This window comes from Micromonospora sp. NBC_01740 (assembly GCF_035920365.1).
GTDB lineage: Bacteria > Actinomycetota > Actinomycetes > Mycobacteriales > Micromonosporaceae > Micromonospora > Micromonospora reichwaldensis.
Genome location: NZ_CP109150.1, coordinates 859,481 through 883,739, shown reverse-complemented (window position 1 = coordinate 883,739; position 24,259 = coordinate 859,481). Strand labels below are relative to the sequence as shown.

The following is a 24,259-nucleotide window of genomic DNA, read 5'->3' as shown; positions in this document are numbered from 1 at the left end:
GACATTCCCCAGGACCAGAAAGAGAGATCACGATGACCCCGTACTACGCCGACGAGGCGGTGACCCTCCACCACGGTGACGCGCTGGACGTGCTCCGGACGCTGCCCGACGCGTCGGTCGACGCGGTGGTCACCGACCCGCCGTACGGCTTGGCCGACCACCACCCCCGGGTGATCGCCACCGCGCTCGCCGCCTGGCTGGCCGGCGACCGCGACCACGTCCCGGACGGCAAGGGCTTCATGGGTCGCAACTGGGACCGCTTCGTGCCCCCTCCGGCTCTGTGGGATGAGTGTTGGCGGGTGCTCAAGCCGGGTGGTCACCTGCTGGCGTTCGCCGCGCCCCGCACCGCCGACCTGATGGGCATGTCCGCTCGGCTGGCCGGGTTCGAGATCCGCGACGGCATCGACTGGGTGTTCGCCTCCGGGTTCCCGAAGGGGCAGGACATCGGCAAGGCCATCGACCGGATGCGGGCAGAGGACCGGCCAGCGGTCCTGCGGATCACCGCCTACCTCGCCGAGGCTCGTCGTCGGGTCGGAGTGACACACAAGGCCATCGACGACGCCTTCGGGTTCAACGGCATGGCGGTCCATTGGACGACCCAGAAGCGCGCGGCCTGCGTGCCCACGGTCGAGCAGTGGGAGCGGCTACGTGGCCTGCTCGGCTTCGACAACGAGATGGACGCCGAGGTGGCCCGGCTCAACGGCCGCAAGGGCGAGGTGGGGAAGAACTTCGCCGCCCGCGAAGTGGTCGGCTCCCGCCACGCTGGGCTCGGCGCGGGGAGCAGCTCGGTGTTCCTGCGCGGTGCAGCCGGTGTCGATGAGCGCGGGCACGTTGCCATCACCGCACCCGCGTCGGACGCCGCGAAGCGGTGGCACGGCTGGAACACCTCCCTCAAGCCCGCCCGAGAACCGATCATCGTCGCCCGCAAGAGCACCGGGTTCAACACCACCGCCGCCAACGTGCTTGAGCACGGCACGGGCGCGCTCAACATCGACGCCTGCCGCACGACCGCCGGGCAGGACTACCGCAACAAGTGCGCAAGCGTCGTCGGCCTGGACTCCAACCGCAACGGCGACGCGTACGGCGAGTGCGCCCGGGAAGATTCCGCCCACCCCGACGGCCGGTGGCCCACCAACGTGGTGTTCGGCCACGACTGCCCGGACCAGTGCCGGCCCGGCTGCCCGGTCGGGGAGCTTGGCGAGACGGCGCGCTTCTTCCCCGTCTTCCGCTACGAGGCCAAGGCCACCAGCGCCGAGCGCCCCCGCGTCAATGGCGTCGCCCACCCCACCGTGAAGCCGCTCGACCTCATGCGCTGGCTCGTCCGGCTCGTCACCCCCACCGCTGGCACCGTCCTGGAGCCGTTCGCCGGCAGCGGCACCACCGCCGAGGCGTGCGCCCTTGAGGGGCTCCACTGCATCGCCGTGGAGCGCGAAGCCGACTACCTGCCCCTCATCACCGCCCGCCTCACCAAGGCCCTGCAGCCCGCCCTCGATCTCGGAGCCGTCGCATGACCGATCTGACGCCCGCCCACCACCTGCCTGCCCCGCGCGACGCCGAACTGTCTGACGACGCCTGGGCTCTTATCGACGAAGCCACCCCCGCCAGCACCAAGCGCGCCTACCGCCAAGACTGGGACCGCTTCACCACCTGGTGCACCCAGCAGAACCGCACCCCGCTGCCCGCCACCGGGCAGACCGTCGCCGAGTACGCCACCGCTCTCGCCCTCGCCGAGAAGGCACCCTCCACCATCGGCCGGGCCCTCGCCGCCATCGGCAAAGCCCACACCACCGCCGGCTACACCCTCGACCGGCGCGGCGCCTCCCAGGCCCTGCGCGGCTACCGCAAGCGCTACGCCAAAGCCGGCGGCACCGTCCACAAGGCCGCCCCCGTCACCCTCACCGCCCTGCGCGCCATGGTCGCCACCCTCAACCCCGACAAGCTCGTCGGCGTCCGCGACCGCGCCGTCATCGTCGTCGGCTTCGCCATGGGCGCCCGCCGCTCCGAGATCGCCGCCCTCAACCTCGCCGACGTCGAATGGCTCGACGAAGGCGCCCAGATCCGCGTGCGCATGTCCAAGGCCGACAAGGACGCCCGAGGCCGCATCGTCGCCCTGCCGTACGGCTCGCACCTCGCCACCTGCCCCGTGCGCGCCCTCAAGGCGTGGACGGCGGCCCTGGCAGCCAACGGCCGCGACACCGGCCCGCTGTTCCTGCGCATCGACCGCCACGGTCGGCTCGGGCACGTCGCCACCGGCAAGGGCGACCCCGACGGGCGCATCACCGGCGAAACCGTCGCCGCGATCGTCCGCCGCGCCGCCATCGCCGCCGGCCTCGACGCCGCCCAGGCGTTCACCGGCCACTCCCTGCGGCGCGGGTTCGCCACCGCCGCGTACGCCGCACCCGACGCCGACCTGGTGCGTATCGCCCGCCACGGCGGCTGGAAGGAGGGCTCCGCCGCCCTGTTCGGCTACCTCGAAGAAGTGGACCGCTGGCAGCGCAACCCGGCTGCCGGCATCGGTCTGTAGACGCCGGTGGCCCTCCGGCTGCACACCGGAGGGCCACCCCGAGCACCCCGCAGGCGCCCGTCTTGATCGCAGGCCAGCCTACTCCCGGGGGGACCGGAACCATGACGATCACCACCTCTTGCGACCTCTGCGGCGACCCCGTCCGCGACACCGCCTACGTCTGCCCCCGCTGCACCGCCGACACCGTCCGCTACCTCGCCGACGTGGTGAAGGTGGCGGGCGAGGTGGAGACGACGGTGGCGCGGCTCGCCCGCTACTCCGACCGGCACGGCCGCACCCTGCCCGACGACGACCCCGAAGGCCGCCCGGACGGCGGGCTGCGCGTGACGCCGCTGCCGTTCGACGCCGCGGCGAAGCAGCGCGGGGACCGGGCGATGAACGACATCGTCACGTGGGCCCGCCACGTCGCCGAGGAGCGAGGGGTAGCCCCTACCCTTCCCGGGCCCGCGTTCGGGCCTCTGTGTGGCTCTCAGGGTGTTTGCCGACACGAGTCCTGCTCGCTGATCTACCGGCGCAGCGTTCCGCACCCCGTCGCGCGTGCCGCCGCGCACCTGCTCGCCAACATGGAGTGGCTGCGGCACCGGCCCGAGGCCGAGGAGGCGCTGCCTCAGCTCGCCGCCGCCGGCGCGACCATCGTGCGGATCGTCGACTCTCCGCCGCCGCTCTGGTACGCCGGCCCCTGCTGGGCGGACCTGGACGGGGAGCGCTGCGCCGAGGAGCTGTACGCGCGCACCGACGACGGCACCGTGCGCTGCCCGGCCTGCAAGACCCGCCACGACGTGGCCGACCGGCGCCGCTGGCTGCTCGGCGAGGCCGACGAGGTGCTCGCCCACGCCTCGCTGATCGCCGCCGCGCTGACCGTGCTGGACCGGCGGGTGACGTCGTCGATGGTGCGCAACCTGGCGCACCGGGGCCGCATCAGCGCACGTGGGCAGGACGAGCGTGGCCGGCCGTTGTACCGGGTCGGCGAGGTCCGCGCGGTGCTGGGCGAGGCGACGCGGGCTACCACGAGCGTCGCAGCTTGACAACCCCCTGAGCAGCACGGACGATAGATCGCAGACGGACCAAAGTGTCTTCGGAGCCCCGCCTATCCCTTGAGGACGGCGGGGCTTCGTCGTGCCCGGGGCGGGGGTCAGCGGGCAGGCCAGGCATGCGGGGCCCGGCCTGCCCGCACCACCCAGCACGGAGATGGACGATGCCCAAGGCGAAGACCACCGCGCGAGGCTACGGCCACCAGCACCAGCAGTTGCGCGAGCAGTGGCGACCCCAGGTCGAGGCCGGGCTGGTCGATTGCGCCCGATGCGGGAAGCCGATCGGGGCCGCCGATGCCTGGGACCTCGGGCACACCGACGACCGCACCGGCTACACCGGACCCGAGTGTCAGCACTGCAACCGTGCAGCTGGTGGCCGCGCCGGTGCTGCTGTCACGAACGGTAAGCGGGTCGAGCTGCGGCACTCCCGTCGGTGGTGACCGGAACCGATAAAAAATTCGCTGACCAGCGCAAATGACCCCCGCGCCAGTCGGGCTTTTCTCTCCCCGGGCTTTCGAGTTCCGGCGACCGGTGACGCTGCGTGATGCGCGTTGAGTGACGTTGGGTGGAGGTGGCCGTGGACCAGCAGAAATGCTCGAAGTGCGGCACCGGATTCACCCCGAAACCGGGTCCTGGGCGGCCGAGGAAGCGGTGTGAGCGGTGCAGGCCGCCGGAGCCGCGTCGGGCGTCGCAGGCGGCGGTGTCGGAGCCGACCCGGCTGCACGTCGAGCAGGTGGAGCCGCAGCAGCCGCCGCGCGTCGGCCTGGTCGCTGTCGTCGACCGGGAGCTGGCGGCGGCGGGCCGGGCGGACACGTCGAAGGGTGCCATCGCGTTGCGGCTGGCGGAGACGCTCGCCGACGGTGGGCACACCGCGTCGGGCATCGCCGCGTTGGCGAAGGAGCTGCGGGCCACGATCGACGAGGCGCTGAAGGGCGCGAAGGAGGCCGGTGACGGCCTGGACGAGCTGAAGGCCCGCCGTGAGCGCCGTCGCGGCGCCTGACCTGGTCCGCCCGGCGCACTTCTGGGTGCCTGACCGGCTGTCGTCGGCGGGTGCCGAGGCGGTGGACCTGGCGCGGATGTGCGGTGTCGGCGTGGACCCGGAGCAGGAGCTGGCGATCGACGCGGTCCTGTCGGAGCGCGCGGGTGGCCGGTGGGCGGCGCTGGAGGCGGCGATCATCCTGTCCCGCCAGAACGGCAAGACCATGAACGTCATCCTGCCGATCGTGCTGGCGGACCTGCTGCTGTTCGACGCGAAGCTGATCGCGTGGACGGCGCACCGGTTCGTCACGACGCAGGAGGCGTTCCGGGCGCTTCGGCAGATCGTGGAGACCACGCCGGAGTTCACGCGCCGCCTGAAGCGCCTCAGCGCGGGCAACGGCGAGGAGGAGATCGAGTTCCACGGCGGGGCCCGGGTGAAGTTCCTGGCCCGCTCGAAGACCGGTGGGCGCGGCTTGTCCGGTGACCGGGTGGTCCTCGACGAGGCGTTCGCCTTGGAGCCGGAGCACATGGGTTCGCTGCTGCCGACGCTGTCGGCGCGACCGAACCCGCAGGTCATCTACGGCTCGTCGGCGGGGCTGCGGAACTCGGAGATCCTGCGGGCGATCCGCAACCGTGGCCGGGCCGGCGGCGATCCGTCGCTGGTGTACGTGGAGTGGTCCGCCCCGGAGGGCGGTTGTCTCGAGGACGACTGCGACCACCGGCTTGGCGCGCAGGGCTGCGCGTTGGACGACCCGACCAACTGGCGGGCGGCGAACTTCGCGGTGGCCCGCGGGCGGATCCGGGAGGAGTTCATCGCGGCGGAGCGGCGGGCGTTGCCGCCGGAGGAGTTCGCGCGGGAGCGGCTGGGCTGGTGGGACGAGCCGGTCGGCGCTGGTGCGGTGCCGCTGGAGTCGTGGGCGTTGTGTGCCGACGAGGAGTCGGCGCCGAGCGGGCGGCCGGTGTTCGCGATCGACGTGGCGCCCGGGTCGCGGTCGGCGGCGATCGTGGCGGCGATGTACCGCCCGGACGGGCTGCCGCACCTCGAGGTGGTGGCGCACGCGCCGACGACGGACTGGGTGGCCGGGCAGGCGCTGGAGTTGCTGAAGCACCGGCCGTTGGACTGGGTGCTGGATCCGGCCGGCCCGGCGGGCGCGCTGCTGCCGCAGCTGGCGGAGGTGGGTATCGAGCCGCGGCAGCTGTCCACGCGGGATCTGGGGCAGGCGTGCGAGGCGTTCGGGGCGACGGTCGGCGCGCAGGCGCTGCGTCATCTGGGTGATCCGGTGCTGGCCAGGGCGATTGCTGCGGCGGGCCGCCGGGACATCGGTGACGGGTTGTGGGCGTGGTCGCGGCGCAAGAGCAGCGCGGACATCTGCCCCCTGGTCGCGGCCACGGTGGCGCACTGGGGGCTGTCGGTGGTTCCGCCCCCGAAGCCACCCGCGCCGCCGCCGGCGGTGAGCGGGGCGAGCAGCGAAGACATGAGCGAGCTGGCTTCGGCCGGGTTCTGACAGGGGGTGAGCGATGACGGCACCGCTGACTGAGATCGGCTACGGGTCGACGGCATCCTCGTCGTCCTGGTGGGTGCTGGCCGAAGAGGAGCCGACGCCGGAGCTTCAGTGGCCCCGGTCGGTGGGCGTGTACGACGCGATGCGGTCGCAGGACGCGCAGGTCGCGTCGGTGCTGCGGGCGGTGACGCTGCCGGTGCGCCGCACCCCTTGGCGCATTGACCCGGACGGGGCTCGGCCGGAGGTGGTGCAGCTCGTCGCCGACGACCTGGGTCTGCCGATCGTGGGGCAGAACCCGGCGCCGGTGCCGCGCACCCGGGACCGGTTCTCCTGGCCGGAGCACCTGCGCCAGGCGCTGTTGATGCTGCCGTTCGGGCACATGTTCTTCGAGCAGGTCTACCGGATCGACCCGGAGGGCCGGGCGCGGCTGCGGAAGCTGGCGCCGCGGATGCCCCGCACGATCGAGGCGGTGGACGTCGCCCCCGACGGGGGGCTGGTGTCGATCAGGCAGATCTCCGCGAAGGCCGGCGTGCAGCAGCGTCCGATCCCGGTGGACCGCCTGGTGGCGTACGTGCATGAGCGGGAGGGCGGCAACTGGCTGGGCAAGAGCCTGCTGCGCCCGGCGTACAAGCACTGGCTGATCAAGGACCGGCTGCTGCGGGTGCAGGCGCAGACGATCGACCGTAACGGCATGGGCATCCCGATCTACGAGGCCGCCGAGGGCGAGACGGACCTGTCGAAGGGTCTGGAGATGGCCAAGAAGCTGCGCTCGGGCGAGGCGTCGGGGGCGGCCACGCCGAACGGGGCGCGGATGCGACTGGCGGGCGTCGAGGGCAGCCTGCCGGATGCGAACCCGGCTATCCGGTACCACGACGAGCAGATCGCCCGGGCGGTCCTGGCGCACTTCCTGAACCTGGGCACGCAGACGGGCTCGTGGGCGTTGGGCACGACCTTCGCGGACTTCTTCACCCTCAGCCTTCAGACCCTCGCCCAGCAGGTCGCCGACGTGGCGACGCAGCACATCGTCGAGGACCTGGTCGACGTCAACTTCGGGGAGTCGGAGCCGGCGCCGCGGGTGGTGTTCGACGAGATCGGCAGCAGGCAGGCGGCGACGGCGGCGGCGTTGAAGCTGCTCATCGACTCGGGTGCGATCTTCCCGGACCGGGCGACGGAGGAGTTCCTGCGCCAGCAGTACGGGCTTCCGCCGAAGGATCCGACCACCTCGACCGCCCCCGACCCCAACCAAGGGAGCAACGATGCGTGACCTGCGGCGGCCGGACTACCGGCAGGCGTCGATGCGGCGGTCGGTCGCCCTGGACTCGGGCCGGCGAGACGCGAGTTGGTATCGGGTCGGGCCGGTGCTCGCCGCTGCGCCTGGGCCGGGTGAGGACGGCGGATCGTCGCCGAGCAGCGCCGACGTGTACGTGTACGACACGCTGGGCGGCTGGTTCGGCATGACGGCTGACGACTTCGTGCGTGACGTTGCCGGCCTGGACGTCGACGAGCTGAGGCTGCACATCAACTCCCCGGGCGGGGACGTCAGCGAGGGCGTGGCCATCGCGAACGTGCTGCGTCAGCACCGGGCCCGGGTGACCGTCTACGTCGACGGCATGGCCGCCTCGGCAGCGTCGGTGGTCGCGATGGCCGGCGACGAGGTCGTCATGGGCATCGGCGCGCAACTGATGATCCACGACGCGTGGGGGATGTGCGTCGGCAACGCCGCCGAGATGGCCAAGGCCGCCGAGATGCTCGACTCCACCAGCGACGCCCTGGCCTCGACGTACGCGGCCCGGGCGGGCGGCACCTCCCAGGAGTGGCGGGAGCGGATGCGCGCCGAGACCTGGTACACCGCCGACGAGGCGGTCGCCGCCGGCCTGGCGGATCGGGTCGCCACCGACGACGACAAGGGCTCCGCGTCCGGCGAGCAGGTCACCCCGGGCGGTGGCGGCAGCTTCTGGGACCTGTGGGACTCGTACGCCAGCGCGGACCGCTTCGACCTCAGCGCGTTCCGGCACGCCGGCCGTGCCAACGCTCCGGCCCCCGTCATGGCGGCGGCCCGGCAGACTCCGACCGCACCCGCGGCCGGTGACATCACCAACCAGGAGAGGGGCAGCGACGTGGCGTTCAGCGACGAGCAGCTCACCAACCTGCGGCAGCGGCTCAACCTCGCCGACGACGCCGACGCGCCCGCCATCCTGGCGGCGCTCGAATCGGCGCTCGCCGAGCGGCCGGCTTCGCCGCAGACCGCGCCGGGCACCGTGGTGCTCGACGAGGGCCAGCACGCCCAGCTACTCGCGGACGCCCGCGACGGCCGGGAGGCGCGGGCGCAGCAGCTGCGCGAGCAGCGGGAGCAGGCGGTCCAGGCCGCCGTCAACGACGGACGGATCCCGCCGGCGCGCGCCGAGCACTGGATCGCGCAGCTGGAGGCCGACCCGGGCGCCGCCGAGACGCTGGCCGCCCTGAAGCCGGGCCTGGTGCCGGTCGCCGAGATCGGCTACGCGGGCACGGGCACCGAGACCAAGACCACGGACGACGCCCTGTACGCGTCGGTGTTCGGCGAGGAGGGCTGACCCATGGCCGACTACATCCCCGTGTTCAAGCCGGGCTGCGACATCACCCTGACCGCAGGCGCGGCCATCACCGGCGGCGAGCTGGTGTACGCCTCCGCCGCCAACACGGTCGTGAAGACCGCCGGCGCGACGGCCGCCTGGATCGGCGTGGCCACCACCGACGCCGCGTCCGGCGCGAAGGTCGGCATCACCTCCGGCGGTGTGCAGGAGGTCACCGCCTCCGGTGCGGTCGCGGTCGGCGACGTGGTGATCCCAGCCGCCAACGGTCGGGTCGCCGCGATCGGCGCCGGCACCAACTACGCCCAGGTCGTCGGCGTCGCCCTCACGGCGGCGGCGGACGGCGCCAAGACCCGCGTCAAGTTCGCTCGCTGACGGGAGACCATCTGATGCCTCTTACCTACCCGCCCGCGGCGCCGACCGTCTCGGGCGATGTCACCTCGATCCACACGCTGCTGAACAGCCCGACGCTCATCGCGCGCCGGCTGCGGACCCTCGCGGAGCAGCGCTTCATCTCCGACGCCCTGCTCACCGGCCGCTTCGAGGCGGCCGGCGGCGCGATCCAGTACGAGCAGGCCGACTCGATGTACACCGACCGGACCCCGGAGATCGTGCGTCCGGGCATGGAGTACCCCCTGGCGGGTGTCGGGCTCGGTCCGACGCAGATCGCCGAGGTGCAGAAGTGGGGCCAGGACGTCCCCGTCACCGACGAGGCGATCAAGCGGCTCAAGCGCAACCCGGTCGACCGGGCGTTCACCAAGCTGGTCAACCAGATGGTGAAGCAGGTCGACTCGGTGTCCCTCGCGGTCATCGCGTCGACCGTCACCGCCACCGCCCCCGCGGCGGCGTCGTGGACCACCGCGACCGCGAAGCAGATCTTCTCGGACGTGGCCCTGGCCAAGGCGAACATCCTCGCTCTCAACGAGGGGTACGACCCGGACACCGTCGTGGTCAGCGACTTCGCGTGGACGTACGCGATGGCCACGTTCGCCGACGCCGGTTACCTGCCCCGGGAGGACGGCAACAGCCCGGTCCTGACCGGCCAGTTCCCGGTGATCGACGGCATGCGGTGGCTGTCGACGCCGAACCTGCCGACGGCCAACACGGCGCTGGTGCTCGACTCGTCGCAGCTCGGCGGCATGGCCGACGAGAACCTCGGCGGGCCGGGCTACGCCGGTGCCGCGGCGGGCATCGAGACGAAGTCGATCCGCGACGAGGACCGCGACAAGTACAAGCTGCGCGCCCGCCGGATCACCGTGCCGGTCGTGCTGGAGCCGGGCGCGGCCCGGAAGATCACCGGACTGGGGGCCTGACATGGGAAAGGTCGTGACCGCTGCCGTCGCCGTCATCAAGGGCGGCGACGGTTTGCAGCGCTACTACTACCAGGGCTCCACGCTGCCCGACGAGCTGCCCAAGGACGAGGTGCAGCGCCTCGTCGACGACGGCATGGTCGGCGACGAGGAGGCGCTGGTGGCGCAGCCTGGTGACGAGCCGGGCGTGCCGAACATCGAGGTGGCCCGCCGGGAGGCCGACGCCCCGCAGCGTGAGGCGAAGACCAGCCGGCAGAGCACCGCCAAGAACGGCTGACGGCGGTGGCGGACCTGTTCACGCAGCCCGACCTTGAGGCCTACCTGCGGCAGGGCACGCTCGACACCGAGTCGTTCGCCCGGGTGCAGCGGGTCGTCTCCGGCTGGCTCAGGTCCGCCACCACCCTCACCGAGTGGCCGGACCCGATCCCCGACGACCTGTTCGGATGGGGCCTGGAGCTGGCAGCGATCGCCTACTCCAACCCGGAGGGCCTGGCCAGCGAGGCGGTCGGCGCGACGAGCGCCACCTGGGAGCGGGGCCGGCGCGCGGAGATCCTACGGGCGGCCCGAGAGGCATACCCGGCGGTGACCCGCGGCCCGCTGTTCTCGTTCCCGGAGCCGGACTGGAGTTGGCGGTGAGGCTGTCCGACCGCGTCACCCGGGTCCGCGCTGCCTTGGTCGACGTGGGGTACGGCAACAAGGCCCGCGACTGGGACAGCGCCCCACCGGGCGAGGTGTATCCGGCGGAGGTGCAGCCGCTACCGACGTCGGAGGACATCGTCGGCGAGCAGCGCGTCACCACCCGGTTCCGGGTGTTCCTGCCGCCGTCGGCGGACCTGGAGGCGACGGACCGCATCGTGTGGGACGGCGCGACGTACGAGGTGGATGGGGATGTGCTGCCGTGGAAGCGGCGGGGCGTGCTGCACCACCTGGAGGCGCTGCTGATCCGCGTGGAGCAGGGGGAGGCGTGACGTGGCGCTGCTGCCCGACGTCGACCAGGCCCTCGTCGACTACCTGAAAGCGCACCCGACGCTGGTGCCACTGCACGGCAGCCGGGTCGGCACGAAGCTCCAGTCCACCTCGCCGAGCGTGCGCATCACTTCCCTGGGCGGCGGGCAGCCGTGGCCGTGGGAGGGCCTGCCGGAGTACCAGGTCGAGTGGTGGGGCGGCACCGACGTGCAGGCCAAGACGCTCGCCCGGACCGGTGAGGCGGCCCTGTGGGCCTTCCTCGGCCCCATCGCCGGCGGCCGGGTGACCGGCGTCAGCGTCGCCCTGTCGCAGTTGTGGTCGCCGGACGACACCACGGCCCGGCCCAGATTCATCACCCAAGTGCAGTACCGAGTCCACCCGGAGGAATCGTGAGCGACCCGATCGCTACCAGCGACATCCCGTTCGGCGACCCGGGCCGCGGCGTCTTCGCCTTCCGCAAGGGGCAGACGGTCCCGGCCCAGCTCGTCGAGGAGCACGGCTGGCAGGACTACGTGTCCGGTGCCGGCACCAAGACGGGCCAGCAGGCCCAGGCCGAGGCCGCCGGCGCGCAGCCGGCCGCCACCACCACCGGAAAGAAGGGCTGAGCGCATGGCCGCGCCCACGATCCAGCCGGGTCAGATCAAGTCCGGCCCGGGACGCATCCTGTACGCCCCGCTGGGCACGACCATTCCGACGTTCACCGCCGCCGCCAGCAAGATCACGGGGACGTGGACGAACTGGGTGGAGGTCGGCGCCACGGAGGAGGGCCTGACCTACACGGAGTCGACGGACACCTCCGACATCACGGTGGCGGAGTCGCTGTACCCGGTGCGGACGGTCACCACTGGCAAGTCCAGCCGGATCGCGTTCACCATGAGTCACGTCAGCGACCTGAACTGGAAGCTCGCCATGAACGGCGGCACCATCACCACCTCCGGCACCGGCGCGACGAAGCTCAATGTGTACGTGCCGCCGCTGGTCGGTCAGGAGATCCGCGTCATGCTCGGCTTCCTGTCGCTCGACGAGGACGAGGTGCTGATCTGGCCGCAGGTGTTCAACGTCGGCAGCGTGGAGACCGGCCGGGGGTCGTTCGACGCGAAGCACGGCCTGCCGGTGGAGTTCGCCGCCGAGCTGCCCGACCCGGCCGTGATGACGACTCCGTACAAGCGGTGGACGTCCAGCGGCCTGGCGCAGGGGGTCTGACGTGGCGCAGCTTGGCTCGTTCGGGGCCGCCGCGCGCGAGGCAGCCGGCCCGGCCGCCGAGCGGGACACCTTCGAGTTCTGCGGCCAGCAGTTCGAGGTCCAGGGCCAGATCCCGCCGATGCTGATGCTTCAGCTCGGCGCTGCCGCCTCCGGGAAGATCGAGGAGACGGAGGGCATGGCCGCCCTGTGGGAGGCGATGCGCTGCTCCCTGACCGCCCCGGAGCGGGTCGAGGACGGCCAGACCGTGTCGGTGGACGCGTCGGAGTTCCAGCGGTTCTACAAGCTGGCGGTGGCGAACTTCGCCGACCTGCCGGAGCTGATCCGGCTTGCCATGGCGCTGTTCGAGGCGCAGGCCGGCCGCCCTACCGCGCAGCGGCCCGACTCGCCGGCTGGGTCGCTGCCAACTTCGACGAGTTCGAGTGGGTCGTTGTCCACGCACCCGGGCTTGGCGCACTTGCGCCCGGTGAGCGAGGTCTTGGCTGGCTGAGGCGCATCTCGCCGCGGCTGCTGTTCAACCTGGCCTACGTGCATCTGCGGTCGCGGCAGGAGCACGGCGAGAAGTGCACGGAGAAGGCGTGCGCCACCGGGTGCGGGTTTCGGCGGCTGGAGGAGTGGCTGGCGGCCCCGCTGACCGAGCGGGACGCCCTGGAAGACGAGCGGATCCGCGAGCGCCGTGAGGCGCTGTGGCGCGGCGAGATACCTGCATAGAGGGGGCGCAGTGGAGTCGGACCGTAAGCCGCTGCGCCCCGCTGTGCTGGCCGCGTTGTCGCAGGTGCCGGAGGTGGCGAAGCAGGTGCGGCAGGTTGCCAACGCGATCCGTCGCGACGCCCGGCGGCTGGCGCCGAAGGAAACCGGGACGCTGCGCCGCAACATCCAGGTGGAGCGGGTGTACGACCAGGAGTCGCGGTCGGTGAAGTTCCTGGTCGGCTGGGGCGGTAAGGGCTGGTACGGGTGGATGGTCGAGGCGGGCACGGAGGACACTCCGGCTCGGCCGCATCTGGTGCCGGCGGCGATCAAGAACGGCGCGGTCGCGCCGGAGGGCGGTGACCGGTGACCGTTCTGCGGACCGCGTACGTCGAGGTGATGCCGAAGACCGACAAGTTCGAGCCGGAGCTGAACAAGCGGATCCGGCGGATCGACGCGTCGGCGGCGGCCGGGTCGGCGGGCGAGCAGGCCGGCGAATCCTTCGGCACCCGCATGGCGGGGGCCGTCACGACGGCGTTCGCTGCCGCCGGCATCGGTGGTGTGCTCGCCGGGGCCGTCACGGCCAGCCTGGACGTGTCGGGAGCCAACGACAAGCTGCGCGCCCAGCTCAACCTGACGGCCGAGGAGTCAGCGCGGCTCGGCAAGGCCGCCGGCGAGCTGTACTCCAACAACTACGGCGAGTCGATGGGCGAGGTCAACACCGCCATCGCGAAGGTGCTCCAGGCCGTGCCGTCGCTGCGTAACGCCAGCGTGCCGGTGCTGAAGGAGATCGCCAGCGGGGCCCTCGACATCGCGCGGGTGTTCGACCAGGACGTCGGCGGGGTGACGTCGGCGGTGTCGTCGATGCTGCGCTCCGGGCTGGCCCCGAACGCGCAGGCCGCCATGGACCTGATCACGAAGGGGCTTCAGTCGGGGGCTGACAAGGGCGGCGACTTCCTCGACACCCTCACCGAGTACAGCGTCCAGTTCACGAAGCTGGGCTTGGATGGGCCGGCGGCGCTGGGGGTCATCAACCAGCTTCTGGCCGGTGGTGCCCGCAACAGCGACCTGGCGGCGGACGCCATCAAGGAATTCTCGATCCGGGCGATCGACGGCAGCAAGACCAGCGCGGAGGGCTTCAAGGCGATCGGCGTGAACGCCGGGGACATGGCCAAGGCCATCGCGTCCGGTGGCCCGGCGGCGCGTACCGCGTTCGGTGAGGTCGTCGAGCGGCTCAACGCCATGCAGGACCCGGTGAAGCGCAACCAGGCCGGTGTGGCGCTGTTCGGCACCCAGTGGGAAGACCTCGGCGACGCGTTCCGCAAGCTCGACGTGTCAGCCGCGACGGACGGGCTCGGCAAGGTGGCCGGCGCCACGAAGGGCATCGCTGACCAGTCCGACCAGGGGCGCATCAATGGCTTCGTCCGCAGCCTGAAGACGGGCTTCGTCAATGTCGTCGGCGGCGAGGTGCTGCCCCGGGTTACCGAGTTCATCGACAAGCTCAAGAGCAACAAGGGCCTGATGGATGGGCTGCGCTCGGTGGGCGACAAGCTCGTCGGGACGCTGTCGGCGACCGCCTCGACGGCCGGTGATGTTGTCCGCTGGTTCCGGGAGCACGAGACGGTCACCAAGACGCTGGCGGTGGCGGTGGGCGCGCTGCTGGTGGCGACGCAGGCGCACGCCGCGGTGCTGGCGGTGCAGGCCGCTGGCGGTCTGGTCGCGTACATCACGCAGATCCGCATCGTGTCGGCGGTGACGAAGGCGTGGGCCGCCGTCCAGTGGATCATCAACGCGGCGATGAGCGCCAACCCGGTCGGCCTGATCATCATCGGGCTGCTGGCGCTCGGCGCCGCCCTGGTCGTCGCCTACCAGAAGTCCGACACCTTCCGGGCCATCGTGCAGGCCGCCTGGAAGGGCATCCAGGTGGCGGTGTCGTTCGCCTGGAACAACATCATCAAGCCGGCCGTGGCCGCCCTGGTCTGGTACTTCAAGAACGTCATGGCGCCCACGTTCCTGTGGCTCTACAACAACGTGGTCAAGCCCGTCTGGGCAGGCATCCAGCTCGCGGTGAAGGCCGCCTGGGTGGTCATCCAGATCATCCTCGCCGGCATGAAGATGTACTTCGAGCGGGTCATCGCCCCGGTGTTCCGGTTCCTGTGGAACAACGTCGTCAAGCCGGTGTTCGCCGGTATCGCGGCGACGATCTCGGCGGTGTGGAACAAGGGCATCAAGCCGGTGTTCGAGGTGCTGGGCGGGTTCATCAAGGACAAGGTCGCGCCGGCGTTCCGTTCCGGCGTGGGTGCGATTGCCGCCGCCTGGGACAAGGTGAAGGACGCCGCGTCGAAGCCGGTGCGGTTCGTCATCGACCAGGTGCTCAACCAGGGCATCATCGGCGGCATCAACTGGCTGGCGTCGAAGGTGGGTGTGAAGGACCGCATCCCGCCGATCCGGTGGGGCGGCGGTGGCGGCAGCAAGAAGACCGGCGACGCGATCAGCGGCAACACGAAGTACGGCGACGGGTACGGTCACCGCCACGGCACCGGCGACGGCGAGGGCATCGGCGATGGCCTCGGGTCGCTGCTGACGAACCCGGGCAAGTGGCTGGCCGATCGTGCCGGCATCGGCAAGCTGGCCGCCCGCTTCGGCAACAACCCGTTCGTCAAGACGCTGACCGGGGCGGTGGGCCGCGCGAAGAACTTCGCGTTGGAGAAGGTGCAGTCGCTGGTCGGGGAGTTCCTCGGCCGTGGCGGCGGCGGGTCGGTGGGTGCGGGTGGTCTGCGGACCGGTATCTCCGGGGCGCTGGCGGCGCTGCGGGCGACGTTCGGCTCGGTGCCGCTGATCTCCGGCGTCCGTCCCGGCGCGACCACCCTCACCGGGAACCGGTCGTACCACGCCGACGGGCGGGCGATCGACATCGCGCCGGTGCGGCCGTGGGCGGAGTACCTGAACCGCACCTACCGAGGCCAGCTCAAGGAGCTGATCACGCCGTGGCAGGACCTGAACCTGCTCAACGGCCGCCCGCACCAGTACCGCGGCGCGGTGTGGCAGCAGCACAACTTCGCCGGCGGCAACGCGCACGTGCACGCGGCGATGGCGAACGGCGGCATCATCCACGAGCCGGTGTTCGGCATCGGCCGGTCCGGGCGGACGTACGCCTTCGGTGAGCGAGGACCGGAGACGGTCACGCCCGGCGTCGGTGGCGGCCAGCGCACCTACAGCATCAGCGTGCAGGTCGCGCCGACCGCGCACCCGGCGGAGGTGGGCCGGCAGATCGTCGAGTCCATCAAGGCGTTCGAGGCCGGCTCCGGATCGCGGTGGCGGCGGTGAGGGTCCTCGTCGACGTCGGGCTGCTGCAAGGGGCCACGATCGACCCGACGTACCTGCTGATCGGCCATCCCACGCAGGGCCTGATCGGCACGGGAACGGTCGCCCCGGATGACGTGCTGGTGGACTACTCGGGCCGGCTGATGTCGATGTCGGTGCAGCGCACCAGCTCCCGGCGGGTCGGCCCGGTCATCGAGTACAACGCGGGCACCGCCGCGGTGACGCTGCTCAACGACGACGGCGCCCTGGACCCGCACGCCATCGAGGCGGCGGGCCTGGCGGCGCCGGGCGTCATCATGCGCATCCGCGTCCTGCACGACGGCGTCACCTATCCGGTGTGGTCGGGGTACGTGGACGCGTGGGTGCCGGAGCATCGGGCGCCCGACCACGCGGCGGTGACGATCACCGGCACGGACGGCATGTCCCGGCTGGCCGGCTTCCACCGCGCCGCCCTCGACGTGCCGGTCGGCGGCGGCGAGACCACGGGGGCGCGGATCAACCGGATCCTCGACTCGGTGGGCTGGCCTGCCGGCGACCGGGTCATCGCTACCGGCGACGCGACGCTGCAGGCGACCCTCGCCGAGGGCGAGGCGCTCGAGGACGCACAGCAGGTGGCCCTCAACGAGGTCGGCGAGTTCTACGTCGACCCCGAGGGCCGCATGGTGTTCCGCAACCGGCACGCCATCCTCACCGACACCCGGTCGGTGACCTCGCAGGCCACCTTCGGGTCGGACCGGGCGGCCGGCGAACTGACGTACGTGGGCATGCCGGGGGTGTCGTACGACCGGCAGCAGCTGGTCAACCGGGTGACGGCAACCATCGAGGGCGGCACACCGCAGACGGCGGAGGACGCCACGTCGATCGCCCGGTACGGGCTGTACCCGCACGACCAGGCGCTGCTGCTGGAGTCGGATGCGGCGGCGGCCGGGTGGGCGTCGTACGTGCTGCGCCAGGACCACCTGCCGGAGTTCCGCTTCAGCAGCATCGAGGTGGACACGCGCGTCGACCCGGACGTGCTGGTGCCGCAGGCGTTGGGCCGGCAGTTCGGTGACCGCATCACGGTGGTGCGGCGCCCGCCGGGCGGCATCGTCGACTCCCGCGAGGTGTTCATCCGCTCCATCGAGCACACCTGGGCGCCGCCGGACGCGTGGCGCACGACGTGGGGCTTGCAGCCCGCGGACCGGTACCTGTTCTTCGTGGTCGGGCATCCGTCGATGGGTGTCATCGGCTCCAACGCGATCGCCTACTGAGGAGGACTCCGTCGTGGCGACGAAGACGTTCAGCACGGGCGAGGTTCTGACCGCCGCCGACATCAACAACTTCCTGGTCAACAAGGCCTGCCACGTGCAGCGGTTCACGAGCAACGGAACGTGGACGAAGCCGGCCGGCGCCAAGACGGTGTGGGTGCGGGTCCTCGGCGCCGGCGGCGGTGCCGGCGCGGCCCTCGGTGGTGGCGCCGGGTCGCTCGGCGCGTCCGGTGGCGGCGGCGCGGGCGGCTACTGCGAGTCGGTGTACGACGCCGACGCCCTGGGCGCGACCGTCGCGGTGACGGTCGGCGCCGCCGGTGTCGGGTCGGGCTCCGGCGGCGGCGGCACGGGCGGCAACAGCACGTTCGGCACCATGACCGGCGGTGGCGGCAACTCGTCGGCGGCGGTGACGGCGACCACCGGCGACACGGTCGGTGTTGGCGGCGCGGGCGGCTCGGCCACCGGCGGGAACCTGGTGAATGCGCCCGGCGAGGGCGGCGGCTACGGCCGAACCCTCGCCGCGAAGAACGTGTTCGGCAACGGTGGCGGGTCCTCGCCGCTCGGCGCTGGCGGGGACCCGTCGGTGGGCACCGGCGCGGACGGCAACACGGCGACCGGCTACGGCGCCGGTGGCGGCGGCGGCTACGCCGGCACGACGACCCGGGCCGGTGGTTCGGGGTCGCCCGGCGTCGTCATCGTCGTCACCTACTTCTGACCTACGACCCCACGGGCTGCGGGTAGCTCGACGGGTCGCCGGGGTCTCCGTGCTGCCCCGGGACCGGCGGCCGGGCTGTGTCGTCGATCGACGCCCACACCACGCCGGCGGCGAGTGCCGCGATGAGCAGGACTGCGCCAATCAGGCGTAGCCATCGCATGTGTAGTCCCCCCACGAGACAGATTGGACTGTCGATGATCTCTCACGTCCGCAAGCTGGTCGGCCTGACTGTCGTCCTGGCGACACTCCTGCTGGCCGTTCCGGCGAGCGCGGCCTCGGTCGTTCCGCCCTCCGGTATTGGCGCGTACGGCTCCGGCACGCTGGGCGACTGGACGATCGGCAGCAAGGCGATCAGCGCGCCGTCGCGGGTGCAGGAGGCGGTCGACACGGGCGGCGTGTGGCTGCTCGGCGACAGCTTGACCGTGGCGACCTGGGGTGACTTCGCCACGCGCTTGTACGGCGCGACCGGTCAGGTCGTCGCCGCGAACGGGTGGTCCGGCCGGCCGACGACGCCGACGATCGACGCGCTGGCGGAGTGGAAGGCAGCCCACGGGCTGCCGCCGGTCGTCATCATCGCCAGCGGCGCCAACGACATCTTCGGGCCGGTGGGTCCGCCCGCGCTGGCCGCGCAGATCGACCGGGCCGCCGCGATCGTCGGCCCGAACACGCGCCTGATCTGGGTGGAGACGCACATCAGTCGGTGGCTTCAGCAGGCGCACATCCAGGTCAACGACCAGCGCAACACGGGCTGGATCAACGGCGTGATCTGGGAGGCGACCGGCCGCCACGACAACCTGTCGGTGGTGCCGTGGGAGAGGTACATCTCCACCAACCCGGAGCGCGTCAGGGCGTACCTCAGCGACGGCGTGCACCTGGACCCGGCCGACGGGATGGTCGTGCGTAACACCCTGATGGTGCAGGCCGTCCAGGCAGCGATGGCGGCGGGCTGATGGCCTGGTACCTGAACCGGGCGCTGACGGGCTTCCGTGCGGCGGTCAACGCGGCCTACCCGAACCGCGACAAGGCCAGCGACGGCACCATCGGCGACGCCGCCCACAAGGCCGGCACCTCCGACCACAACGAAGACCCGGACGGCTCGGTCGACGCGTGGGACATGGACGTCGACCTGCGCTCCGACAACGACGCCGCCGCCATCGAGCGCCTCAAGAAGGTGTTCCAGGCGCACCCCGCGGCCCGGTACTGGATCCACGACGGGCAGATCGCGCACCGCTCCACCGGCTGGCGGCGCGAGCGGTACACCGGCTCGAACCGGCACGACAAGCACGTGCACTGGAACAGCAACGAGGCCACCGAGGACAGCACCGTCCCGTGGGTGATCGAGGGAGACGACATGACGCGTGACGAGGTGAAGGCCGCCGCCCGGGAGGCGCTGCTGGAGGTGCTCACCACCCCGCTCGCCCTGCCGGGCCGGGTCGGTGAGCGCATGACGGCCGCCGGCTGGGCGCCGAAGATGGAGCCCTGGACGGCGCTCGCCCGCCTCGTCGAGGCCCTGGTCCTCGGCAAGCCCCCGGTCGCCGACGTGGACGAGACGCAGCTCGCCGCCGAGCTGGGCAAGCTCCTGCCCGCGAACACCGCCGTCACCGACGAGCAACTGGAGCGGGTCCTGCGCCGCGTCCTCGGCAGCCTCGACGCGGCCCAGCCCGCAAGCTGATGCGCCGGGCGCACGCCGCCCTGCACGGGCGGGTCGGCAAGCGCGGCACCGCCCTGCTCACCTTCGCCGCACTCGACACGGGCTTTGCGCTGCGCATGGCGACCGCACAGCCCGGCGGCAACACCATCTACGGCTGGCTGCACGGCCCGATACCCCTCTGGCCGTGGGCTGCCGTGTGGCTGTTCGTCGCGGCGGTGTGCGCGGCCTGTGCGTTCCGCGGCGCCGACCGGGTGGCGTTCACGGCAGCCATCGGCATCAAGGTGCTCTGGGCCAGCCTCTACCTGTGCGGCTGGCTGCTCGGGGAGGTGGCCGACGGGTGGGCGTCGGCCATGTTCTGGGGGGCGTTCGCGCTGATCGTGGGTCTGATCGCGGGCTGGCCCGAGCCTGTCAACGGAGAGGGGCGGCCCGCGTGGACCCCACCCTTGGAGTGATCCTCGCCGCCGTCGTCTCCGCCGTGGCGGCAGGCGTCGCCAGCATCGCGACCAACCGGGTCGCCGGCCGCGCCCAACGCGACTCGGCACTGCTGGAGTGGGCGAAGCAGTTGCAGGCCAGCGAGCAGGCAGCCCGCAAGGAGGCCCGCGAGTCCGATGACCGGGCCGAACGGATCAAGGACGAAGCCGACTCGGACGTCAAGCAGCTCCGCACGCAGCTCGAATCGATCCAGATCCAGCTCGACATGGCGCAGCAGGCCGCGGCCCGGTTGACGGACACGCTCATCAGCGTGGCGACGGAGGTGTGGCGGCCCGAACCGGACGTGCAGGCGCTGCGGCGGCTGGTGGGGCGTCCGGGCGCGGTGAACGGCCGGTCGGTGTAGCGGGGGACCGACCGCCTCAGTAGCCGTCGGGTTGGCGGACGCGCCACCGCCCGTCAGCCTCACCCAGCGCGTACAGCCGCGCCAGCTCCGCCCGCGCGGACGCCTCGTCGGGGTGCAACGCCGTCTGCGTCTCGGCCGCCGCCGGGTCGTTCAGGCGGATCTCCCAGCCACCGCCGTCGCGGTGCTCGAACAGCCGCACCAGGGCGAGCGGCGCCCACGGGTCGCCAGGCCCGTACAGCCATGCCGCCTCACGCAACTGCGGTAACCCAGCCATCCAACGACCGTACCCAGGAGGTACACCGTGACCCAGTACAACCCGGCCCCGGCCAGCGCGCCGGTCGAGACCAAGGTGAAGGCGGCCAGCATCGCCACCTACCTCGGGTCCCTGGCCCTGCTCGCCATCCTCAACGGCGTCGCCGACGCCAACCTCATCTCCGGCCTGCCCGACGTCGTCGAGGTGTTCGTGGCGCCGCTGGTGCCGACGGCCATCGCGTTCGTCGCCGGCTACGTCGCCAAGCACACCCCGCGGCGGGACCTCGGCCAGCCCTGACCCACCCCAGCAACGACTGCGCCCTCCCTGCTGCCTCATGGCGGCGGGGAGGGCGCTTCGCTGTGTCCGGGCTACCAGGGGCCGTCGCCGTACGCGGCGCCGCACGCGTTCGCTACGTCGAGCTGCGCCTCGGCGATGGCGAGGTTCGCGGCCGGGCCGGGTTCGGCCAGGGCGTCGTTGGCCGCCGCGATGAGGTCAACGCCGGCCTGCTTGATGTTCGCGTCGGACGACTGCATGGCCAGCTCGCCGGCAGCCCGGTTGGTGGCGGGGTCGAGGTCGGTCGCGCCGAGGTTGCCGACGGCGCGGCATCCGGCGCGCTCGTCGGCGCTCGGCGAGGGGGCGGCGCTGGTGGCGGCCGGGACGGACGTGGGCGGCGCGGCGGCCGGCTCAGGGTCGCTGCCGCAGCCGGCCAGGACGGCGACCAGCAGCAGCGCGGCGGGGAGGTGGAGGTGTCGGCGCATCCGGGCACCGTACCGGCCAGCGTCCACGAAGGAGCCCCGCTGTCGGGTGGCCGACTGGCGGGGCTCAGGTAAGCGGTTTCCGGGGTGGGTGGGGCCCGGTTGCCCGGGCCCCTGGCGGGGTCAGACGAGGCAGGCGAGGGCGTCGATCTCGGCCTGGGTGACCTCGTAGCGGTGGCAGGGGAGGCACACCTCGTACTTGCCGCCGTTCGGGTGGGGGCGGACGATCGCGCCCTGCTCGCCGCAGACCTCGCATCCCTCGGGGGCCTGCTCGCCGATCTCCCGCTCCGTCATTTCTGTCTCCCCTGCTCGTTGGCCGTTCTTGTAATACAAGTATGGCACGGCTTGGGGCGCGGGTCTACAGGTGGGGGCAAGTTTCTGTGCTACATTTTTCCCATGGCAGACGGGAAGCCGGGACGGCCGGCAACAGGGCAGACCAAGGGCCGCAGCATCCGCATCGGCGCCACATGGGACGAGGCATACGCCGCAGCCGAAGCCGACGGCGAGAAGTTCGCCGCGTTCGTCGAGCGAGCCCTACGCCGCGAGCTGGACCTCCGGCAACGCCGCCAGGCCCGGGCGGCAGCGAACGCCAGTGAGGGACAGGAATAGGAACGCGCTTACCTCACCGCTCCACACGCGACAGCGCCCCCGTCCAGCCTTCGGGCCGGGCGGGGGCGCTTCATCGTGCTCAGGCCACCTGCCGCACCGGCTGGTAGGCGCCGCGGCCAGCCTTCGCCACCGCCCCGGCCGCCAGCAGGTCGACGAGCAGGTTGTGGACCTGCCGCTCCGAGTAGCTGGTGGCATCCTGGATGGCCTTCGGACTGGTGTGCCCGGCCCGGATCGCGGCGAGCACCTTCTCGTGGCCCTCCTTCAGTGCCGTCTGCGCGTCCTGCTGGGCCTGGGCCACCATCTCCGACCACGACGGGAACGACAGGCCACCGAACGAGCTGAGCGGCGCCTCCTCGGCCGGGGCGGGCGGACGCTGCGCCGGCACCGTCGGCTCCACCACCACGCCCGCACGCCGGGCAGCGATACGACGCTTCGCCGCCTCCAGCGCCTCGTCCGCCAGCTCATCACGCCGCAGGTAGCTGTCACCCCACGCCGCCGCCGCGCCCGCGTCCAGCGAGCGCCACACGATGCGGTGCGGCCACTCCTCGGCCATCTCGTCGGTCAGGTAGCAGCTGCGGAACGGCGCTGAGCGGGCACCCGGGCGGGGGTTCACCAAGAACGCGTAGCCCGGCATGTCGGGGAACGTCCGCGGGTCGACGTTGACCTGGAACACCGTCTTGGCGTTCGCGTCCTTGCCCTTGAACATCGCACCGTTGCCGGTCAGCAGGTTGCCGCGGATCTTCTCCGCGTACGGGCTGCCAGCGCCGCCGAACGCGTCGAGCGTCGACTGCTGCGACGCCAGCACCAGCGCCACCCCCACCTTGCCGCCCTCGGAGGCGATGGACATCGCCAGGAACTGCGTCCGCGCCCAGTACAGCGGGTTGCTGACCTTGTCGAGCAGCTTGTGGCACTCGTCGAGGAAACCCAGCAGGCCCGGCCGGTCGTCGGTGGGCGTGAAGCCACGCAGCCCCATGACGGCGTTCTCGTCCTGGCGCAACTGCATCACCAGGTACATGCCCTCCAGCATCGCCAGGGCCTGCTCCGGCGTGCGCGCCTTCGCGTCGGCGTGCTCCATCAGCAGCGGCGACGACGCGCCCCCCTGCCCGTCGGCGTACAGGATCACCGTCGGATGCGATCGGGACGCGGCGATGGTCAGCGCCAGCATCTCCATCGTGCGCGACTTGCCGCCGTTGGTGCCGCCCTGGAGGTAGCCGCCCAGCAGGCGGGTTTCGGTGTACACCTGCCACGTCGCCCAGCCCTCGCCATCGACGAACGGGCCTAGGCGCACCTGCCCGGTCTCGGCGTCGAACGCCTCAGGGCCCGGCCACAACACGCTCTGCTTGACCGGCGACTTCGTGACGATGGTCAGCAGCACCGTCGGCTCCGGCTCGCTGGGGTGCGGTTCGACGATGAGCTGCTGCTCCGGGAGCAGCTTCAGCCCGCCCCGGATCTTCGACAGGGCACCGGTCACCATCTCGATGGACTGCCTGCCGTGCCGCAGCCGTAGCGCGAACCGCAGGCCCGCCTTGATCTGTTCGGGGGCGGTCAGCCGCGACCCGGGCAGCACCCCGTCGGAACAGCCCACGTTCTCCGACCACAGCCGCTGGTACTCCGACCGCGACACCTTCGGCTGGATCAGGCCGACCGGGTGGGTGCGCCACCAGTGCATCGACAGCCCGTACCCGACGGCCATCAGCAGCCCCACCGCGCCCAGCGACAGCCCGGCCACGGTCACGCCGGCCAGCCACGACACCGCCACAGCCAGGAACGCGTACGCGCGGCGGCGGGCCCGCTTGTCGAACACCCGCCGCCGCACCCGCGTCGCCGCGACCACCGCGACCACGAACGCCGCACCGGCCACCCACGTCGCCACCACCTGCTCGTCACCAACCAGGTGCACGGCAGCGCGGCAGGCGGCGGCGGCCACCACCAGGGCGCCGACAGCGGCGTGCGGGGCAAGCTGCGGACGCAACCCGCCCTCAACGATCGGCGTCTCCTGCTCGGGCGCCTCGACGGTCGTGCTCATCTGGTTCTCCCTCGGGTGTCCCGGCTTCCACCGCGGCGGCGCAGACCCGCGAGCCTGCGCCGCACGGCGGGAGCCGGGC

General features: G+C 72.1%; 32 protein-coding genes. 28 read left to right on the top strand and 4 right to left on the bottom strand.

The window, feature by feature from the left end; all coding sequences use genetic code 11:
• Positions 1 to 32 precede the first annotated feature (32 nt).
• From OG989_RS04150 to OG989_RS04025, 26 genes are all read left to right on the top strand, one after another.
• Positions 33 to 1,511: a DNA methyltransferase gene (locus OG989_RS04150; protein ID WP_327029724.1), complete on the top strand. Its 1,479-nt coding sequence runs from the start codon at positions 33 to 35 to the stop codon at positions 1,509 to 1,511.
• The gene (locus OG989_RS04145; RefSeq protein WP_327029723.1) at positions 1,508 to 2,524 is read left to right on the top strand and encodes a tyrosine-type recombinase/integrase; all 1,017 of its coding nucleotides are present in this window, start codon (positions 1,508 to 1,510) and stop codon (positions 2,522 to 2,524) included. Before OG989_RS04150 ends, OG989_RS04145 begins: the two co-directional genes overlap by 4 nt.
• Positions 2,525 to 2,625: 101 nt before the next feature.
• A complete protein-coding gene (locus OG989_RS04140) occupies positions 2,626 to 3,549 on the top strand; it encodes a hypothetical protein (protein ID WP_327029722.1) in 924 nt (307 codons plus the stop codon).
• Positions 3,550 to 3,719: 170 nt separating this feature from the next.
• Positions 3,720 to 3,995, top strand: a complete 276-nt coding sequence (locus tag OG989_RS04135; RefSeq protein WP_327029721.1) for a hypothetical protein — start codon at positions 3,720 to 3,722, stop codon at positions 3,993 to 3,995.
• A 260-nt stretch (positions 3,996 to 4,255) separates the two neighbouring features.
• Entirely contained in the window at positions 4,256 to 4,555 is a 300-nt protein-coding gene (locus tag OG989_RS04130; RefSeq protein ID WP_327029720.1) for a hypothetical protein, read from the top strand.
• The gene (locus tag OG989_RS04125) at positions 4,533 to 6,038 is read left to right on the top strand and encodes a hypothetical protein (protein ID WP_327029719.1); all 1,506 of its coding nucleotides are present in this window, start codon (positions 4,533 to 4,535) and stop codon (positions 6,036 to 6,038) included. The genes OG989_RS04130 and OG989_RS04125 overlap by 23 nt, the downstream gene beginning before the upstream one ends.
• A gap of 13 nt (positions 6,039 to 6,051) precedes the next feature.
• The gene (locus OG989_RS04120; RefSeq protein WP_327029718.1) at positions 6,052 to 7,299 is read left to right on the top strand and encodes a phage portal protein family protein; all 1,248 of its coding nucleotides are present in this window, start codon (positions 6,052 to 6,054) and stop codon (positions 7,297 to 7,299) included.
• A complete protein-coding gene (locus tag OG989_RS04115) occupies positions 7,292 to 8,605 on the top strand; it encodes a head maturation protease, ClpP-related (RefSeq protein ID WP_327029717.1) in 1,314 nt (437 codons plus the stop codon). Before OG989_RS04120 ends, OG989_RS04115 begins: the two co-directional genes overlap by 8 nt.
• Positions 8,606 to 8,608: 3 nt before the next feature.
• On the top strand, positions 8,609 to 8,977 hold the full coding sequence (locus OG989_RS04110; RefSeq protein ID WP_327029716.1) for a capsid cement protein: 369 nt from the start codon (positions 8,609 to 8,611) through the stop codon (positions 8,975 to 8,977).
• Positions 8,978 to 8,991: 14 nt separating this feature from the next.
• The gene (locus OG989_RS04105) at positions 8,992 to 9,915 is read left to right on the top strand and encodes a phage major capsid protein (protein WP_327029715.1); all 924 of its coding nucleotides are present in this window, start codon (positions 8,992 to 8,994) and stop codon (positions 9,913 to 9,915) included.
• Between the two features lies 1 nt (position 9,916).
• Positions 9,917 to 10,189 carry a hypothetical protein gene (locus tag OG989_RS04100; RefSeq protein WP_327029714.1) on the top strand — a complete coding sequence of 91 codons (273 nt, stop codon included), beginning with the start codon at positions 9,917 to 9,919 and terminating at the stop codon, positions 10,187 to 10,189.
• A gap of 5 nt (positions 10,190 to 10,194) precedes the next feature.
• A complete protein-coding gene (locus tag OG989_RS04095; RefSeq protein ID WP_327029713.1) occupies positions 10,195 to 10,548 on the top strand; it encodes a hypothetical protein in 354 nt (117 codons plus the stop codon).
• Positions 10,545 to 10,880, top strand: coding sequence for a phage head completion protein (locus OG989_RS04090; protein WP_327029712.1), 336 nt, complete (start codon positions 10,545 to 10,547; stop codon positions 10,878 to 10,880). The genes OG989_RS04095 and OG989_RS04090 overlap by 4 nt, the downstream gene beginning before the upstream one ends.
• Position 10,881: 1 nt before the next feature.
• A complete protein-coding gene (locus OG989_RS04085; protein WP_327029711.1) occupies positions 10,882 to 11,271 on the top strand; it encodes a hypothetical protein in 390 nt (129 codons plus the stop codon).
• The gene (locus tag OG989_RS04080) at positions 11,268 to 11,483 is read left to right on the top strand and encodes a hypothetical protein (protein WP_327029710.1); all 216 of its coding nucleotides are present in this window, start codon (positions 11,268 to 11,270) and stop codon (positions 11,481 to 11,483) included. The genes OG989_RS04085 and OG989_RS04080 overlap by 4 nt, the downstream gene beginning before the upstream one ends.
• A 4-nt stretch (positions 11,484 to 11,487) precedes the next feature.
• Positions 11,488 to 12,081 carry a phage tail tube protein gene (locus OG989_RS04075; protein ID WP_327029709.1) on the top strand — a complete coding sequence of 198 codons (594 nt, stop codon included), beginning with the start codon at positions 11,488 to 11,490 and terminating at the stop codon, positions 12,079 to 12,081.
• Between the two features lies 1 nt (position 12,082).
• Complete coding sequence (locus OG989_RS04070; protein ID WP_327029708.1) at positions 12,083 to 12,568, top strand: hypothetical protein; 486 nt, start codon at positions 12,083 to 12,085, stop codon at positions 12,566 to 12,568.
• Between the two features lie 38 nt (positions 12,569 to 12,606).
• The gene (locus OG989_RS04065; protein WP_327029707.1) at positions 12,607 to 12,789 is read left to right on the top strand and encodes a hypothetical protein; all 183 of its coding nucleotides are present in this window, start codon (positions 12,607 to 12,609) and stop codon (positions 12,787 to 12,789) included.
• 10 nt (positions 12,790 to 12,799) lie between these two features.
• Positions 12,800 to 13,135 carry an HK97-gp10 family putative phage morphogenesis protein gene (locus OG989_RS04060; protein WP_327029706.1) on the top strand — a complete coding sequence of 112 codons (336 nt, stop codon included), beginning with the start codon at positions 12,800 to 12,802 and terminating at the stop codon, positions 13,133 to 13,135.
• The gene (locus OG989_RS04055) at positions 13,132 to 16,092 is read left to right on the top strand and encodes a phage tail tape measure protein (protein ID WP_327029705.1); all 2,961 of its coding nucleotides are present in this window, start codon (positions 13,132 to 13,134) and stop codon (positions 16,090 to 16,092) included. The genes OG989_RS04060 and OG989_RS04055 overlap by 4 nt, the downstream gene beginning before the upstream one ends.
• Positions 16,089 to 17,339, top strand: coding sequence for a hypothetical protein (locus OG989_RS04050; protein WP_327029704.1), 1,251 nt, complete (start codon positions 16,089 to 16,091; stop codon positions 17,337 to 17,339). The genes OG989_RS04055 and OG989_RS04050 overlap by 4 nt, the downstream gene beginning before the upstream one ends.
• A gap of 13 nt (positions 17,340 to 17,352) precedes the next feature.
• Entirely contained in the window at positions 17,353 to 18,051 is a 699-nt protein-coding gene (locus tag OG989_RS04045) for a glycine-rich domain-containing protein (protein ID WP_327029703.1), read from the top strand.
• A 194-nt stretch (positions 18,052 to 18,245) separates the two neighbouring features.
• Positions 18,246 to 19,001, top strand: a complete 756-nt coding sequence (locus OG989_RS04040; protein WP_327029702.1) for a GDSL-type esterase/lipase family protein — start codon at positions 18,246 to 18,248, stop codon at positions 18,999 to 19,001.
• On the top strand, positions 19,001 to 19,723 hold the full coding sequence (locus tag OG989_RS04035) for a hypothetical protein (protein WP_327029701.1): 723 nt from the start codon (positions 19,001 to 19,003) through the stop codon (positions 19,721 to 19,723). Before OG989_RS04040 ends, OG989_RS04035 begins: the two co-directional genes overlap by 1 nt.
• A complete protein-coding gene (locus OG989_RS04030) occupies positions 19,723 to 20,154 on the top strand; it encodes a hypothetical protein (protein ID WP_327029700.1) in 432 nt (143 codons plus the stop codon). The genes OG989_RS04035 and OG989_RS04030 overlap by 1 nt, the downstream gene beginning before the upstream one ends.
• Positions 20,133 to 20,537, top strand: coding sequence for a hypothetical protein (locus tag OG989_RS04025; RefSeq protein ID WP_327029699.1), 405 nt, complete (start codon positions 20,133 to 20,135; stop codon positions 20,535 to 20,537). Before OG989_RS04030 ends, OG989_RS04025 begins: the two co-directional genes overlap by 22 nt.
• A gap of 16 nt (positions 20,538 to 20,553) precedes the next feature.
• Here the strand turns inward: OG989_RS04025 and OG989_RS04020 are convergent, their stop codons facing one another.
• Positions 20,554 to 20,811: a hypothetical protein gene (locus OG989_RS04020; RefSeq protein WP_327029698.1), complete on the bottom strand. Its 258-nt coding sequence runs from the start codon at positions 20,809 to 20,811 to the stop codon at positions 20,554 to 20,556.
• 27 nt (positions 20,812 to 20,838) lie between these two features.
• On the opposite strand from OG989_RS04020, the gene OG989_RS04015 reads away from it, so the two are divergent.
• On the top strand, positions 20,839 to 21,087 hold the full coding sequence (locus OG989_RS04015) for a hypothetical protein (RefSeq protein ID WP_327029697.1): 249 nt from the start codon (positions 20,839 to 20,841) through the stop codon (positions 21,085 to 21,087).
• Between the two features lie 71 nt (positions 21,088 to 21,158).
• Here the strand turns inward: OG989_RS04015 and OG989_RS04010 are convergent, their stop codons facing one another.
• Positions 21,159 to 21,548: a hypothetical protein gene (locus tag OG989_RS04010; RefSeq protein ID WP_327029696.1), complete on the bottom strand. Its 390-nt coding sequence runs from the start codon at positions 21,546 to 21,548 to the stop codon at positions 21,159 to 21,161.
• Between the two features lie 120 nt (positions 21,549 to 21,668).
• The gene (locus OG989_RS04005; RefSeq protein WP_327029695.1) at positions 21,669 to 21,839 is read right to left on the bottom strand and encodes a hypothetical protein; all 171 of its coding nucleotides are present in this window, start codon (positions 21,837 to 21,839) and stop codon (positions 21,669 to 21,671) included.
• Positions 21,840 to 21,941: 102 nt separating this feature from the next.
• Here OG989_RS04005 and OG989_RS04000 point away from each other — a divergent pair, with 102 nt between their 5' ends.
• A complete protein-coding gene (locus OG989_RS04000) occupies positions 21,942 to 22,154 on the top strand; it encodes a hypothetical protein (protein WP_327029694.1) in 213 nt (70 codons plus the stop codon).
• A gap of 79 nt (positions 22,155 to 22,233) precedes the next feature.
• On the opposite strand, the gene OG989_RS03995 is transcribed toward OG989_RS04000, so the two are convergent.
• On the bottom strand, positions 22,234 to 24,180 hold the full coding sequence (locus OG989_RS03995) for a hypothetical protein (protein ID WP_327029693.1): 1,947 nt from the start codon (positions 24,178 to 24,180) through the stop codon (positions 22,234 to 22,236).
• Between the last annotated feature and the right edge of the window lie 79 nt (positions 24,181 to 24,259).

Bases quoted from the DNA above. Each gene is read 5' to 3' on its own strand.
- OG989_RS03995 (WP_327029693.1), bottom strand. From the start codon at position 24,180: ATGAGCACGACCGTCGAGGCGCCCGAGCAGGAGACGCCGATCGTTGAG.
- OG989_RS04035 (WP_327029701.1), top strand. From the start codon at position 19,001: ATGGCCTGGTACCTGAACCGGGCGCTGACGGGCTTCCGTGCGGCGGTC.
- OG989_RS04115 (WP_327029717.1), top strand. From the start codon at position 7,292: ATGCGTGACCTGCGGCGGCCGGACTACCGGCAGGCGTCGATGCGGCGG.
- OG989_RS04145 (WP_327029723.1), top strand. From the start codon at position 1,508: ATGACCGATCTGACGCCCGCCCACCACCTGCCTGCCCCGCGCGACGCC.
- OG989_RS04000 (WP_327029694.1), top strand. From the start codon at position 21,942: ATGGCAGACGGGAAGCCGGGACGGCCGGCAACAGGGCAGACCAAGGGC.
- OG989_RS04030 (WP_327029700.1), top strand. From the start codon at position 19,723: ATGCGCCGGGCGCACGCCGCCCTGCACGGGCGGGTCGGCAAGCGCGGC.
- OG989_RS04120 (WP_327029718.1), top strand. From the start codon at position 6,052: ATGACGGCACCGCTGACTGAGATCGGCTACGGGTCGACGGCATCCTCG.
- OG989_RS04135 (WP_327029721.1), top strand. From the start codon at position 3,720: ATGCCCAAGGCGAAGACCACCGCGCGAGGCTACGGCCACCAGCACCAG.
- OG989_RS04100 (WP_327029714.1), top strand. From the start codon at position 9,917: ATGGGAAAGGTCGTGACCGCTGCCGTCGCCGTCATCAAGGGCGGCGAC.
- OG989_RS04005 (WP_327029695.1), bottom strand. From the start codon at position 21,839: ATGACGGAGCGGGAGATCGGCGAGCAGGCCCCCGAGGGATGCGAGGTC.
- OG989_RS04075 (WP_327029709.1), top strand. From the start codon at position 11,488: ATGGCCGCGCCCACGATCCAGCCGGGTCAGATCAAGTCCGGCCCGGGA.
- OG989_RS04150 (WP_327029724.1), top strand. From the start codon at position 33: ATGACCCCGTACTACGCCGACGAGGCGGTGACCCTCCACCACGGTGAC.
- OG989_RS04010 (WP_327029696.1), bottom strand. From the start codon at position 21,548: ATGCGCCGACACCTCCACCTCCCCGCCGCGCTGCTGCTGGTCGCCGTC.
- OG989_RS04020 (WP_327029698.1), bottom strand. From the start codon at position 20,811: ATGGCTGGGTTACCGCAGTTGCGTGAGGCGGCATGGCTGTACGGGCCT.
- OG989_RS04140 (WP_327029722.1), top strand. From the start codon at position 2,626: ATGACGATCACCACCTCTTGCGACCTCTGCGGCGACCCCGTCCGCGAC.
- OG989_RS04110 (WP_327029716.1), top strand. From the start codon at position 8,609: ATGGCCGACTACATCCCCGTGTTCAAGCCGGGCTGCGACATCACCCTG.
- OG989_RS04040 (WP_327029702.1), top strand. From the start codon at position 18,246: ATGATCTCTCACGTCCGCAAGCTGGTCGGCCTGACTGTCGTCCTGGCG.
- OG989_RS04105 (WP_327029715.1), top strand. From the start codon at position 8,992: ATGCCTCTTACCTACCCGCCCGCGGCGCCGACCGTCTCGGGCGATGTC.